This is a genomic window from Rhodococcus sp. Ni2, from assembly GCF_021352185.1.
In the GTDB taxonomy this organism is placed as follows: domain Bacteria; phylum Actinomycetota; class Actinomycetes; order Mycobacteriales; family Mycobacteriaceae; genus Rhodococcus_F; species Rhodococcus_F qingshengii.
Genome location: NZ_WOXZ01000002.1, coordinates 903807 through 917160 on the forward strand (window position 1 = coordinate 903807; position 13354 = coordinate 917160).

The window sequence follows — 13354 nt, forward strand, 5'->3', positions numbered from 1 at the left end:
CTCCTCGATTTGTCGGTCTCGGTGACCGTGTGTTTCTGTGATGAGACAACTATGGCCCCGAACTCCCTTCGGGTCTGTCCACCTACGGGTCCGAGTGCTGGACGACATCGCTGTCCCCCGATCGGTGGACACAGCGCTCTCCGCCCACCCAGTGTCATGGGGTGGAGGCTTCGCCCACCCAGTGTCATGGGGTGGAGGCTTCGCCCACCCAGTGTCATGGGGTGGAGGCTTCGCCCACCCAGCGTCATGGGGTGGAGGCTCCGCCCACCCAGCGGGAGAACCTGTTCCTCTACCATTCAACCCACTCGTAGCGTGGCCACCATGACCGATCCTGACTTCTCCACCGCACCACTCGACGTCGTAGTCATCGGCGCCGGCGTCGCCGGCATGTACGCCATGCACCGACTTCGCGAGCAGGGGCTGCGTGTCCACGGCTTCGAGGCGGGCTCCGGAGTGGGCGGCACGTGGTACTTCAACCGCTACCCGGGCGCACGCTGCGATGTCGAGAGTTTCGACTACTCCTACTCGTTCTCCGAAGAGTTGCAACAGGATTGGGACTGGAGCGAGAAGTACGCCGCGCAGCCGGAGATCCTGTCCTACCTCGATCACGTCGCCGATCGCTTCGACCTACGCAGTGGGTTCACTTTCGATACCCGTGTCCTGAGCGCACAGTTCGACGAGGACTCGTCGACGTGGCGAGTGCACACCGACGGTGGTCATGACGTCACCTCGCGGTTCGTGGTGTGCGCCACGGGCAGCCTCTCGACCGCGAACGTTCCGAACATTGCAGGTCGCGAGACTTTCGGCGGTGAGGTCTTCCACACCGGCTTCTGGCCGCACGAGGGCGTCGATTTCACCGGCAAGCGAGTGGGAGTGATCGGCACCGGATCGTCGGGCATCCAGTCCGTTCCGTTGATCGCCGAGCAGGCCGATCACCTCTTCGTGTTCCAGCGGTCCGCGAATTACAGTGTGCCGGCGGGAAACACGCCTCTCGATGACAAACGACGCGCAGAGATCAAGGCCGACTACGCCGAGCGTCGAGCGCTGTCCAAGCGCAGTGGCGGTGGATCTCCGTTCGTTTCGGATCCTCGCAGCGCGCTCGAGGTGTCCGAGGCCGAGAGGAACGCGGCCTACGAGGAGCGGTGGAAGCTCGGCGGTGTTCTGTTCGCCAAAACCTTCGCAGACCAGACCAGCAACATCGACGCCAACGCGACGGCGGCCGCATTTGCCGAGGCCAAGATCAGATCGGTGGTCGAAGATCAGGCCATCGCCGACCTGCTGATCCCGAACGACCACCCCATCGGGACCAAGCGGATCGTGACGGACACCGACTACTACCAGAGCTACAACCGTGACAACGTGAGCCTGGTCGATCTCAAGAGCGCACCGATCGAGGCAATCGACGAGGCCGGGATCAAGACGACCGACTCGCACTACGAACTCGACGCATTGGTGTTCGCCACCGGTTTCGATGCGATGACCGGGGCACTCGATCGCATCGAGATCCGTGGCCGCAACGGCGAGACCTTGCGAGAGAACTGGCATGCGGGTCCGAGAACCTATCTTGGTTTGGGAGTTCACGGCTTCCCGAACCTGTTCATCGTCACCGGGCCGGGCAGCCCGAGTGTGCTGTCCAACATGATTCTCGCTGCCGAACAGCACGTCGACTGGATCGCCGACGCGATCAACCACCTCGATTCGGCGGGCATCGACACCATCGAGCCGAGTGCCGAAGCCGTGGACAACTGGCTCGAGGAGTGCTCACGCCGGGCGTCGGCAACATTGTTCCCATCCGCGAACTCCTGGTACATGGGAGCCAACATCCCGGGAAAGCCGAGGATATTCATGCCCTTCATCGGAGGCTTCGGTGTCTACTCCGACATCTGTGCAGACGTGGCAGCAGCGGGATACCGAGGCTTCGAGCTGAACAGCGCGGTGCACGCATGAGCCGGCTGGAGGGCAAGCGGGTACTCGTGACGGGTGCTGCCGGAGGAATGGGACGCTCACACTGTGAGCGGCTCGCCGAGGAAGGCGCGTCCGTGATCGCGTTGGATGTCGAACAGGCGCAATCGGGGTTGGCGGAAACCGCTCAGGCAGTGCGTGATCGAGGCGGTGTCGCGGTCACCGGTGTGGCGGATATTCGGGACTTCGACGGTCTGGCCGCCGTCGTGGCCGAGTGCGTTACCGAACTCGGCGGGTTGGACGTCGTGGTCGCGAATGCAGGCGTCTACGACACGCCGGGACCGTCGTGGACCATCGATCCTGCAGTGTGGAACCGCTCGCTGGACGTCAATCTGACCGGGGCGTGGCACACCGTCAAGGCCTGCGTTCCGCACTTCGGCGACGGTGGATCCGTCGTTCTGGTCAGCTCGACAGCGGGAATCAAAGGTATTGCCGGAGCAAGTCATTACAGCGCAGCCAAGCATGCCGTGGTGGGCCTGGCCAGAACGCTGGCCAACGAGTTGGGGGCGCAGAGTATCCGCGTCAACTCCGTGCATCCGGGTTCGGTACGTACCCCGATGATCATCAACGAGCGAGTGTTCGCGAACCTGTGCCCGGACATCGAGAATCCCACCGAAGCAGACGCTGCTGCAGTGCTCAGCGCTCGCAACTTGCTGCCCGTTCCCTGGGTCGATCCGGTGGACGTCAGTAATGCGGTCCTGTTCCTCGCATCCGCGGAGTCCCGCTACATGACCGGCTGTCAGTTGGTTGTCGACGCCGGCCTGACCCAGAAAGTGTGAATTGATGACTTCTCGATTGGAAGGCAAGATCGCGCTGATCACGGGTGCGGCACGAGGAATCGGGCGGGCTCAGGCCGTGCGTTTTGCCGAAGAGGGCGCGGACATCATCGCGGTCGACGTGTGCACCTCGGTGGAAACCACAGTCACGCCGCCCGCGACGGAGGCCGATCTCGATGAGACAGTGGCGCAGATCCGGGCGCTGGGGCGAAAGGTCGAATCTGCGGTAGTGGACGTTCGGGATCTCGAGGCACTGCGCAGTGCCGTGGACTCGGCCGTCGGAACGCTCGGTGGTCTCGACATCGTCTGCGCTACAGCTGGTATCACGTCCTCCGACGGGGCCCTGACCATGTCGGAAACGATGTGGCAGACCATGGTGGACGTCAATCTGACCGGCGTGTGGCACACCACGACCGTCGCGGCTCCGCACTTGATCGCGCGGGGCGGGGGATCGATGACACTCACAAGCTCCATCGCCGGACTTCGGGGGCTGGTCGGAGTCGCGCACTACACCGCAGCCAAGCATGGAGTCGTTGGTCTGATGCGTTCGCTGGCAAAGGAACTGGCTCCGCACAACGTACGCGTCAATACGGTCCATCCCACCAACGTCGACACCCTCATGATTCAAAACCCGTTGGTGCGCGGCAAGTTCCGCCCCGATCTCGAGAACCCGACGCGCGAAGAATTTGCTGCCGCAGCGATGACGATGAACATGCTCGCCATTCCGTGGATCGAACCGGTGGACGTAGCGAACGCTGCTCTGTTCCTGTCTTCCGACGAGGCTCGCTACATCACGTCGGTCGCCCTGCCGGTGGATGCAGGAAGTTCGTCCCGCTGAGGTTTCGAACAGCTGAAATCTTGAACAGCTGAGGTTTTGACACGCTGAGTTCCGCCACGGTGTGTAGCGTCGGTTTCACCTAACCGAAAGGCGTACACCGTGGCGGAACGGCGCTATCTGGAAGTCACCGTCGGGACCAACATCGTGATGGTCCTCGACCACCGCACGGTGGAGGTCTTCGACCGCACCGCCGCGAGCACGAGCGAAGTGGCTCGTTGGCATGTCGAACACATTGCGGTGAAGGCGAAACCGTCGAAGTCGGGACTGAAACTCACCATCGGGAACAGGCTCGCCGACGACTCGATCGCGGTAGCGGGTCCACGGGCATCGCTGACTGTTCCGCCGGAGAACGAGGCAGCCGTCATCGCGTTCTTCGACGAGGTCAAGGCTGCTCGGGCGTGAATCGGCAGAAGACCTTCGGCGCGGATGATTCGGATTCTCTCGGCGAGCATGTCGTACGCTGCCACGATAGCGTCCCGGTACGAATCCCGGTTTCATCCGGCGCAGAGGATTCATCTGCGTGACGATCGACCACCACTGACCAGCCACGTAATCGTGCGTGGCTAGTCAGTCGAAAGGCCGGCGATATCAAGCTTTACGCGCGGCGGCATGGGCCCCGGCGACACGGCCGAATGCGAAGGCGTCGGCAATGTGGAATCCGCCGTCCTTCGCCGCGCTGTAGGTGGAACTGACCGCGCCCGCGGCGTAGAGGCCAGGAATTGGATTGCGGGCAGTATCGAGTACGCGGGAATGACCGTCGCGGCGCGGCCCACCGCTACTCCATCCCAGCAGTGGCGACCCGGAGACGGCGTAGAACGGAGCGGTGGCCACCGGGGCCAAAGTTTCGGGATTGCGGCCGAACGAATGGTCGATGCCGTCCGCGCACGCCTCGTTGTAGCGTCGCACGCTCGTTTCCACGACTGTTGGGTCCAGTCCGAGTTTCTCGGCGAGTTCGGCGAGCGTGTCCGCCTTGAGGATCCATCCCTTGTCGATCTCGGCTTGATTGTCCGAGCTCCACTCGTACCCTTCGTCGAGAACCCTGTGGCCGACGGGCAGTGCGTCGCGGCCGGGGCTCAGCTGTCCGGCCAACCTCATCGTCTCGTCGAAGACGACGTTCATCGGTTGCACCGGAAAGTGTTGGTAGGAACCCTCTCTGAACACATGACCATGCCGCATTTCGGCTGACTCGTCGGTGAAGCGTCTACCTTCCCGGCTGAGGAACACATAGTTGTGCGCGTTCCACAGTGCGAGGAAGAATCCAGTCGGATTTTCGAGGTCGCCGGGAATTCCCGTAATGGTCATCATGTTGTTCATGTGCCACAGATCGGCGCCCACGGCCTGTGCCATGCGGTGACCGTCGCCGGTTGCCGATGGTGAGCCCCAGATCTTCGGATTCTCCAGACGCAAGTAGTCGCGCACCATCGTCGGATTTGCTTCGAATCCTCCGGTGGCAAGGATGACGCCCCGGCGTGCCTGGATCTGCGAAGTCTTTTCACCCGAACGGATCTCGACTCCGGTCACCGCTCCGGATTCATCCGTCAGCAGTCCGGTGGCTTCGGTGTCGAATAGTGTTGTGACGCCGCGTTCAGCGAGAGCGGAGACGAGGAACCGGTAGAGAAGTTCATTGCCCATCTTCCCTTCGACGGTGTCCATCCCTGCGTAACAAGAACTTCCGTCAAGTTCGGCGAACTCTGCCGCGGAATGGAAATCGCCGGTCATCGCTACAGTTGCACCCAGACTGCGGATCCAGTCGGACAGTCCGTGAGTGTTCTCGGCCCAGGCATCGATGACGTCCTCGGCAACGGGGAACTCCCCGTTCAACGAACGCAGGAAGGTTCGGGCGGCAGCGGGGTCCTGGTTGACGAACCATCCACTGCCGGACAGTCGAGTGTTGCCGCCCGCGGAATCAGGTCCGCTCTTTTCCAGAATCACGACCGATGCGCCGTCGGCGTGCGCTTGGAGCGCTGCGGCCGATCCGGCAGCGCCCGATCCGATGACGAGTACGTCGACAATGTTATCCATGTCACAGAAGGTATTGCGGAATGGTGGTGCGGCGAACCCACCTTCCCGATGAGCGAGAAAGCCAGTGGTCGACGTCGCAGAGACGTCGCCCCGCAGGCACGTCGGGGGCCAGGCGAGGTAGCGGTTCAGTGCGTCGGGGGTGGCGCCAAAAGTGCGATATCGCGCTGTGACGTTTTCGAGACCCTAGCGTTATAGATGTGGTTGTGTCGGCGAAACCTGCCGGTGGCAGAGTTCGTCTGGAACGCAGTGACCGACACGGTTGGTTATCCGACGCACAGTGATTCATCGCTGATTCGGGCGGTGGGGCACGCCGAGTCCAGACAAGAGGCTTTCATGACTACGATCAACGAACGTTCTTCAGCTGCAAATGTTCTCGATCTCTTTGACAGCGCCGGCCGAGAAGGGCATCGGTACAGTATCGACGTGGAAAGCTACACCCCTTCGTATGCGGTACTGAGACTTGCCGGAGAATTGGACATGGGTCAGCGGGTGGAATTGGTGCACGCGCTCGACCGACTTCTCCTGATCGGAACCGATATTCACGTCGATCTCTCCGGCGTGACCTTCATGTCGTCCGGAGTGGCGAATGCCGTTGTCGATGCTGCGGGGCGTGGCAACAACCGCATTCGCTTGTTTGCCCCGACGCGAGCGGTCTCCATGATCTTTCAGGCTCTCGGCGCCTCCGAACTCATTGCGGGCGTTGCCACGTCGACCGCTGATGCTCTCGGTGCTTGAGCCGGAAACAACTCCCACGAACGATGTGAAGTGAGCAGTGCTCGATACGCGTTGACTTGGTATCTGGTCTGATCTGCGTGTCGATGTGCACTTTGCGGCGCGGGATCAGGTTGTCGTCACCGGGTTGCGCCGAGATTTGCGGTAGTCTCGTTCGGTGTCGAGCAGCCGGCGCTGCCATCGACGCGTCCGGCCGCATGAACGCTTGGTGGTCCCGACTCGTAGTGAAGAGCCACACCATGGCGTATGACACCAGCAACGGTTCGACATCGTCGAATTCTCCGATCACCCAGTTCTCCGATGTGATTGGTCTGGAAGTAAGCATGCAGTTCGCACCGATACGCCGCCTCGACGACCACGCACTTGCAGGCGCCGAGTTGCAATTGCGTGGGCCTGACAATTCCTCTCTGTGTTCGGCGCATGCCCTCCGTCGCGCCTCGCAGTTGATGCAGCAACGCTCGGAATTCGACAGTCACAAACTGGCCATGTCCCGTACTGCACTCGCATGCACCGTCGCGGATCGCCTGCCGTTGCTGGTGGCAGTCGACTCGGCTTCCCGAGCAGCTCTGAACGCTCCTGGTATCGAAGGAGCGACGAGAAATCTGCAACGGATCGTCATCACGGTTGACAGCGCATCGGTGCTTACCGATCCCCACAACTCTCTGGCAGTGATCAGAGAAGCCCGCGCGGGCGGGCGTCTGATTGCACTCGACGGTGTCGGCATCGACAGGCACTCGGCGACACTTCTGTCTTTGGTCGAACCCGACATCATTATCACTTCCGCTGAATTGCTTTCCAAGGCAGCATATTTCGAAGTGGGAACGACGGTGCACGCGCTCGGCGCCTACGTCGAGCGATCGAACGCGATTATCCTTGCCGAGGGTGTCGACTCGGAATCGTCCCGTCTTGCCGCAATCACCATCGGAGCCACATACGGAACGGGTGAGTTGTATCCCGCAGTCGACGATCCGAGTTCACTGTTGTCCGAACCGGTCGTCGCGATGCCCGACAGTCCGGTGTGGAGTGATCCCATCCCCGAGGTGGGCACTCCCTACTCGATCGTGTCTGCTCACAGCCGGATCCGGCGCGGTACCAAGCGTCTGTTGATCCAACTGAGCAAGTCCCTCGAAGCGCAAGCCGCCACATCGGGTTCCTCGATGCTTGTTCTGGGCACCTTTCAACAAGCCGAGCATTTCACCGCATCCACAACAGCACGGTGGCGTCACCTCGCCGATACCGTAGGGTTTGCCGGTGTCTACGGTGTCGGACTGTCCGTGATGCTCGACGGTAAAGTTCAACACGCACCGCTCGACCCGGGTGATGATCTCGTCAACGAGTGGACGGTCGTCACTCTGGGACCACACCATGCGGCGATGCTGTCGGCGCGAGATCTTCATGACAACGGTCCAGATCTCGAGCGGACCTTCGACTTCGTGCAAACCTACGATCGCACCACCGTCACCCAGGCAGCGCACTCTATTCTTCGTCGTTACCCCAAGACGAATTCGTGAACCCCGTACCGATGTTCTCGACGTTCGCCGCGAGCGCTGCCCGACCGGCGATCGTGGCTAAGGAGTGGCCGGGCGCCGCGCAGCACGTCTCTTTGCTGCAGAGTTGAGTAGATACCTTTCGGCGACCGTGTAGTCCGTGACGGTTGCGCCATCCGGCGCTGTGGTGTGGGTGAGCAGTTCGAGATAGCGGCGACGGAAGACATGGGCGTCGGATTCTGCGAGTAGGAACTCCGCCGCTGCGACGACCTCTGGTTTCGGAGCAGCGCGTGCATGCCGGTTTCGGGCGGGCCGAGTGCTCATGTTTTCCTCTGGATTTCGAAAGCGTCTGTGCCGGTAGTCATGTGCGAGTCGATCTTGACGTCGGTTCGGTCGCTACCGGTCATGAGAAGTCGTGAGTGGTTTCAGATCGATCGGTTGTCCGTCGGAGGGGAACGGCAAGGACATGTAGTTGAGAGGGGCGGTGTAGCCGGGCGCGACCTGCCAATCGAAGCGTGTGAGCAGGTGGTGCATGATCGCTTTGATTTCGACGCCGGCGAAGTGCATGCCGAGGCATTTGTGCACGCCTCCACCGAACGGTTCCCAGGCATACCGGTGCACCTTGTCTTCACGTCGGTGGTCCGCGAAACGTTCGGGATCGAAATGTTCGGGGTCGGGCCAGTACTGCGGCATGTGGTGAGTGAAATGTGGCACCACTGACACGTAGGTCCCAGCGGGTACGAAGTGGTCCTGTATCTGGGTGTCACACACCGCTCGGCGAGCCATGACCGGCACGGGAGCGACGAGTCTGAGGCATTCTTTCATCACCAGGTCCAAGCCGGCGAGTTGGTCGAGTTCGGCATAGCTCGGCGTCGACGTACTCAGTGCGAGTGATTCCGCCCGACATCTGTTCTGCCACTGAGGATTCTGGCCGAGATATTGCATCATTGTCGAGATGGTGATGGTGGAGGTGTCATGTGCGGCCATCAGCAGGAAGATCATGTGATCGATCACCTCGCCGTCGCTGAAGCGCTGTCCGGTGTCTGATTCGATGTGACAGAGAACGGAAAACAGGTCGTCGGTTTCGCGTGAACGGCGCGCAGGTAGGTAGCGGCGGAAGAAGTTTTCGAGGGTTCGGCGCCCGTCGAGGCCGCGCTTCCATCTGGTGCCGGGAACTCGATAACGGATCACCGAGGTTGCAGCTTGCACGCAATCGACGAAAGCTTTTTTCACAGAGTCGATTTCGTTGTCAGTGGTCCCTTCCGCGCCGCCCATGAAGATGTCGGTCGCGAGGTTGAGTGTGAGAGCTTTGAGAGCGGTGTAGGCGCGGAAGCCATCGGACGGAGTCCAGGCGTCGAGCGCGGAGGCGATCGCGGGATTCAGCACGTCCACGGTCTTTTCGAGACGCGATCTCGTGAAGGCTTGTTGCATGATGCGTCGTTGTCGTAGGTGCTCTTCGGAGTCGAGAAGCATCAGACCCCCGTGAAAGAAGGGACCGATGAGCACTGACCACCCGTCGCTGTTGACAAAAGCGCGGTCCTTGTTCTGGAGAACTTCTTGGCATGCGTCGGGTCCGAGGGCTGCGACCCACCGTCTACCGGCCATCGAGAACCACGAGACCTCGCCGTAACGATCCCAGCGTTTTTGCATCAGAGCTAGAGGGTCGCGGATGTATTCGAAAGTTTGCCCTATTCCGGGTAGTCCCGAATTGCCTGAGATGGGACGCAACTGCGACCGGATGGGTGGAGCGGCCAGGATTTTCGACATCACGTACCTGCCTTCCGTTTGCATCTGACAGTGGCGCCTGTCAGATGGGGGTAGTCTGCGTCACAGTCGCGTTGTCTGTCAAGATCGACTCATGGCTTCTCCCACACCCCGTCGATATGCCGGTCTGAGTGGTGAGCAGCGGGCCGCGCTTCGGCGTGAAAGCTTGCTCGCAGCAGGACTGGACGTGTTTGCAGCCGCGGGCAGGCAGGGTGCCACCATGACCGCCATCTGTGCGCATGCCAAGCTGACAGAGCGATATTTCTACGAGAGTTTCACCAGCAGGGACGAACTCCTCCAGCAGGTTTTCGACGGAATCGTCGACGAGGTGCGCGTGGCCGGAATGGCTGCACTCCGAACGACCGATGGGACACGGGAGGAGCGCGTGCGGAGCGCCATTGCTTCGTTCGTCAACATCCTGACGGACGATCCTCGAAAAGGGCGTGTCGCGATGGTCGAGTCGGTGGCTTACGAGCCGCTGCGCACTCACAGGCGGGGAGCGCTGCGTGGGTTCGCGCAGATGGTGGCCGACGAGGCTGCGCTCTTGTACGGCGATCGAGCTTGGCCTCCCCATCAGGGTGAGATCAACGGATTACTGTTCGTGGGCGGCCTGGCCGAATTGGTGACGGCCTGGCTCAACGGCGAAATCGACATCACGCCCGCTGAGATCGTGGATGCCGCAACCTTCCAATTCACATCCACAGCGCACCGATGAAACGCGGGGCCGGCGATGCGGACTGCCAACTCCAGTGGGCGGCATGTGTCGTGATTCGAGGCAGTTTCGGGTCTGAATTGTCGATGACACTGTCCGCGCGGGTCCAGGGCTCTGCAGCCGCGAAGTACAGACGTTGGCCGCCGACATAACGGTTCATCGACGGGTGTTCCGGATCCGCGTTCGTTCCGTGGCGAAGGTTCATTCGCTCGGCGGTGATCTCGAAGGGCACGTCGAGAAAGATCGAATAGTCCCATCGGGAAGCAAATTCGTCCCGATGCAGAAAGAGTCCCTCGACGAGGACCACGGCTCCGTCGGCTGCATGCAAGTACGCGTCGCTGTCCCGTCGTGGTCGGTACTCGCGGTCACCTCCCGGTCTCAGAGGGGCGAGAACATGACGCTCGAGGGCGTCGTAGTCGTAGCTGTCGAGCCAGAAGCCTTCCGGTGACAGCCGACCTCTGCGATGGCGAATCTCCGGCGGATTGAGGAAGTCGTCGACGTGAATCACAATGGCGGGGCGTTCATTCAGCTGTGCTGCAAGACTTTTCGTGAATGTCGTCTTGCCGCTCCCGTCGACGCCGTCGATCGCGACGACGGGAGAGCCGCGCAGCGCGTTTATTTCGGCGGCCAAGGTCTCGAAGACCGTCTTGGTGCTCATCGAGCAGTTCTTCCCGCGCTCGTAGCGACGCGAAGAGGCCCGGTGTCGTACAGGATTCGGTGGCCGTCTTCGAGGACGCGTCGAGTGCCCGCGTCGAGCGGAAGGTCGGCCCAGCTCTCGCTCGCGAAATTCAGTTCGACGAGAAGACCGGACCGTAGGCGGAAGCGTCGTTCTCGGACTGGCCCCCAGTTGGCGGCTCTGATGAATCGCGCGTCGGGGCGGAGCCGGTCGAACCAGTCTTCATTTGCGAGCGCGTTCGCGTCGTCGGCCAGGATCATCAGATCAAGATCACTCGCCATACGCTCCGCGCCGCGCGCGTAGGACCCGACCAGCGCTACAGCTTTGACGTCATCGTGCTCAGCGGCCCATCGTTCGACGTCGACGAGCAGCGCGTTCACCGCACGTCTTCGTCCCTTCAACCTTGCTGACATACCGGCATCATTCCCCATCGCCACCCTTCTCCGTAGCTTCGCCGGGGCCTCTATCCTGGAACTGTCAGTGACAAACCAGGCGGAGGGATGCGTATGTCCAAAATGAGAGAACTCAGCCGATGAAAGCAATCATCGTGTGTACCTCTGTCTCCCATGGCAATACGAAGCTGATCGCCGACGTCATCGGAGAAGTTCTCGATGCTCGCGTGGTCGAGCCCGGTGACATCGACGCTGCGCAGCTCGCCGACTACGACCTCGTGGGGTTCGGCTCCGGCATCTACCTACGCTCGTACCACGCAGATTTACGCTCGTTCGTCGAGGCACTCCCCGAAGAACGACGATCCAAGGCTTTTGTCTTCGCCACCAGTGGATTTCCTGACAAGGGGATTCATCGCTTCTCGCGTCCACTGGTTCAGTTGCTCGAACAGAAGGGCTTCGATGTGGTCGCAGCCTTCTCGTCCCGTGCGTGGGATACCTATCTCCCGTTCAAGCCTTTCGGCGGTATCCGGAAGGGGCGGCCGAACGCCGACGACTTGGAATCGGCGCGCATGTTCGCCGAAATGCTACGCGGAAGCGTTCAGGACAGCTTGCCCGGCACCGGGTAGCTGCGCAGGCTCATCTCCAGCTCACCGGCGTCGGCAAGGTCGTTGATCGTCTGGCGCAGAGCGCCACACGTCCGCTGAGCGTTGGCACGGCTGTTCGCGCGACCCAACTCCGGGCACACTTCCTGCGACTCTTCGAGCCATTGGACGCTGGTGTGCGCTTCGCTGTACTTCTCGACGAGGACGCGATTTCCGCAGTTGCGGCAACTGACCTGACGCATCAGCGTGCAATCAGATCGGCCGGTGACCAGAAGGCGCGCATGCTCGTGATCTTGGCGTCCTCGTCGAAAGTCATGACGTCGATCGGTTCGACCTCGTAGACCTGATCGCCCACCGGTGTGACGACGCGGAAGTGGAAGGCCGCGCTGGATCCGCTCACCCGCAAGGTAAGCAGTTCCGTCTCTTGCGAACCGCCCTCGAGAGCGCCGTAGAACTCGGTGATCGCGGCCTTGCCGACGCGGGGTTCGCTGCCGACCGGGTCTTCGAGCGTCGCGTTCTCGGCGTAGAGGGCGGCGATGTCCGCTGACGATCCGCGAGCCACGGCGTCGAGGTAGGTGGTAACCGTCGCCGTGATCGCGGCCGTGGTGTCTGGTTCGAGAGTGGTCATCGAGTTAGTCCGATCAGTCGAGAAGTTCAGGGTCTGACAACTACTTCGGACGCTATCGGTGCGGGCTCGATTCGGCGCCGGCATCTCCCACGCAGCGGGACAGCCTGAGCACTCAGGCGTCGAAGCGTCCGAACCCGCCGCGGTAGAACAGAAGCGGACCGTCGTGGCGCAGCACGTTCAGATCGGTGATGCGTGCGACGACGATGGTGTGATCACCGGCGTCGTGCTCCTGCTCGACCGTTGCTTCGATGCGGGCGAGCGCGCCGCTCAGCGCCGGAGCACCGTTGCCGGCGGCATCCCACTCGACGCCGAGGAACTTGTCCGTCCCGCCGCGAGCGAACGCCGAACACATGTCCTGCTGATCGTGGGCGAGAACATTGATGCAGAGAGTTCCCGTTTCGCGAAGCTTCGGCCAACTTGTCGACGTCTTCGCCGGGCAGAACGAGAGCAACGGGGGATCAAGCGATACCGAGACCAGGGACTGGCAGGTGAAACCGAGGGGTGAATTTCCGTCGTGAGCGGTGATGACGGTGACGCCGGTGCAGAAATTGCTCATCACGTTGCGAAGTGTGCGTCCGTCCAGAACTGGCGGCTCGGCGTTTTCCACGGTCATGTCGTCTCCTTGTTCAAATCTTTTGTTCAAAACTCTGCAAACAGCTTCAGAAGCAACGATGTGTGGCGCCGCGGCCGTAATCCAGCGGCAGTCCCACTCAATGGCAGCAATGGCTTCTCGGCACGGGTCAGGACCGACCGAGTGGCAGGT

Annotated in this window: 16 protein-coding genes; 8 read left to right on the top strand and 8 right to left on the bottom strand. The window is 61.5% G+C overall.

All coding sequences use genetic code 11. The features are described from left to right. Positions 1-321: 321 nt before the first annotated feature. The 4 genes from GN300_RS17745 (at position 322) to GN300_RS17760 (ending at position 3978) form a co-directional block, all read left to right on the top strand. Positions 322-1947 (top strand): NAD(P)/FAD-dependent oxidoreductase, encoded by a 1626-nt coding sequence (locus GN300_RS17745; RefSeq protein ID WP_007726712.1) that lies wholly within the window; start codon positions 322-324, stop codon positions 1945-1947. Further along, entirely contained in the window at positions 1944-2741 is a 798-nt protein-coding gene (locus tag GN300_RS17750; RefSeq protein WP_058038555.1) for a mycofactocin-coupled SDR family oxidoreductase, read from the top strand. Before GN300_RS17745 ends, GN300_RS17750 begins: the two co-directional genes overlap by 4 nt. Positions 2742-2745: 4 nt before the next feature. Next, a complete protein-coding gene (locus tag GN300_RS17755) occupies positions 2746-3576 on the top strand; it encodes a mycofactocin-coupled SDR family oxidoreductase (protein ID WP_063314848.1) in 831 nt (276 codons plus the stop codon). Between the two features lie 99 nt (positions 3577-3675). After that, positions 3676-3978, top strand: coding sequence for a hypothetical protein (locus GN300_RS17760; RefSeq protein WP_042924156.1), 303 nt, complete (start codon positions 3676-3678; stop codon positions 3976-3978). A gap of 186 nt (positions 3979-4164) precedes the next feature. On the opposite strand, the gene GN300_RS17765 is transcribed toward GN300_RS17760, so the two are convergent. After that, entirely contained in the window at positions 4165-5598 is a 1434-nt protein-coding gene (locus GN300_RS17765) for an FAD-dependent oxidoreductase (RefSeq protein ID WP_054187130.1), read from the bottom strand. Positions 5599-6021: 423 nt separating this feature from the next. Here GN300_RS17765 and GN300_RS17770 point away from each other — a divergent pair, with 423 nt between their 5' ends. Further along, complete coding sequence (locus GN300_RS17770; RefSeq protein ID WP_223304622.1) at positions 6022-6333, top strand: STAS domain-containing protein; 312 nt, start codon at positions 6022-6024, stop codon at positions 6331-6333. Positions 6334-6653: 320 nt separating this feature from the next. Continuing rightward, the gene (locus tag GN300_RS17775) at positions 6654-7841 is read left to right on the top strand and encodes a DICT sensory domain-containing protein (protein WP_042453459.1); all 1188 of its coding nucleotides are present in this window, start codon (positions 6654-6656) and stop codon (positions 7839-7841) included. Between the two features lie 57 nt (positions 7842-7898). On the opposite strand, the gene GN300_RS17780 is transcribed toward GN300_RS17775, so the two are convergent. Together GN300_RS17780 and GN300_RS17785 are read right to left on the bottom strand one after the other, a co-directional pair. After that, positions 7899-8141 carry a hypothetical protein gene (locus GN300_RS17780; protein WP_042452212.1) on the bottom strand — a complete coding sequence of 81 codons (243 nt, stop codon included), beginning with the start codon at positions 8139-8141 and terminating at the stop codon, positions 7899-7901. Positions 8142-8213: 72 nt separating this feature from the next. Further along, complete coding sequence (locus tag GN300_RS17785; RefSeq protein ID WP_007726721.1) at positions 8214-9584, bottom strand: cytochrome P450; 1371 nt, start codon at positions 9582-9584, stop codon at positions 8214-8216. A 91-nt stretch (positions 9585-9675) separates the two neighbouring features. Between GN300_RS17785 and GN300_RS17790 the strand changes: the two genes are divergently transcribed. After that, entirely contained in the window at positions 9676-10296 is a 621-nt protein-coding gene (locus GN300_RS17790) for a TetR/AcrR family transcriptional regulator (RefSeq protein WP_039972697.1), read from the top strand. Here the strand turns inward: GN300_RS17790 and GN300_RS17795 are convergent. Continuing rightward, positions 10274-10951, bottom strand: a complete 678-nt coding sequence (locus GN300_RS17795) for a hypothetical protein (protein WP_063314846.1) — start codon at positions 10949-10951, stop codon at positions 10274-10276. The two genes, GN300_RS17790 and GN300_RS17795, sit on opposite strands and share 23 nt — an antisense overlap. Beyond that, on the bottom strand, positions 10948-11382 hold the full coding sequence (locus GN300_RS17800) for a nucleotidyltransferase domain-containing protein (protein ID WP_037131485.1): 435 nt from the start codon (positions 11380-11382) through the stop codon (positions 10948-10950). Before GN300_RS17800 ends, GN300_RS17795 begins: the two co-directional genes overlap by 4 nt. Before the next feature lie 119 nt (positions 11383-11501). Here GN300_RS17800 and GN300_RS17805 point away from each other — a divergent pair, with 119 nt between their 5' ends. After that, complete coding sequence (locus GN300_RS17805) at positions 11502-11987, top strand: flavodoxin family protein (RefSeq protein WP_003944338.1); 486 nt, start codon at positions 11502-11504, stop codon at positions 11985-11987. Here the strand turns inward: GN300_RS17805 and GN300_RS17810 are convergent. The 3 genes from GN300_RS17810 to GN300_RS17820 all read right to left on the bottom strand — a co-directional run bounded on the left by GN300_RS17810 (position 11960) and on the right by GN300_RS17820 (position 13204). Continuing rightward, positions 11960-12205 carry a hypothetical protein gene (locus GN300_RS17810; protein ID WP_007726731.1) on the bottom strand — a complete coding sequence of 82 codons (246 nt, stop codon included), beginning with the start codon at positions 12203-12205 and terminating at the stop codon, positions 11960-11962. The genes GN300_RS17805 and GN300_RS17810 overlap by 28 nt on opposite strands. After that, positions 12205-12591 carry a nuclear transport factor 2 family protein gene (locus tag GN300_RS17815; protein WP_003944423.1) on the bottom strand — a complete coding sequence of 129 codons (387 nt, stop codon included), beginning with the start codon at positions 12589-12591 and terminating at the stop codon, positions 12205-12207. Before GN300_RS17815 ends, GN300_RS17810 begins: the two co-directional genes overlap by 1 nt. A gap of 112 nt (positions 12592-12703) precedes the next feature. Continuing rightward, positions 12704-13204, bottom strand: coding sequence for a flavin reductase family protein (locus GN300_RS17820; protein WP_007726733.1), 501 nt, complete (start codon positions 13202-13204; stop codon positions 12704-12706). Positions 13205-13354 lie beyond the last annotated feature (150 nt).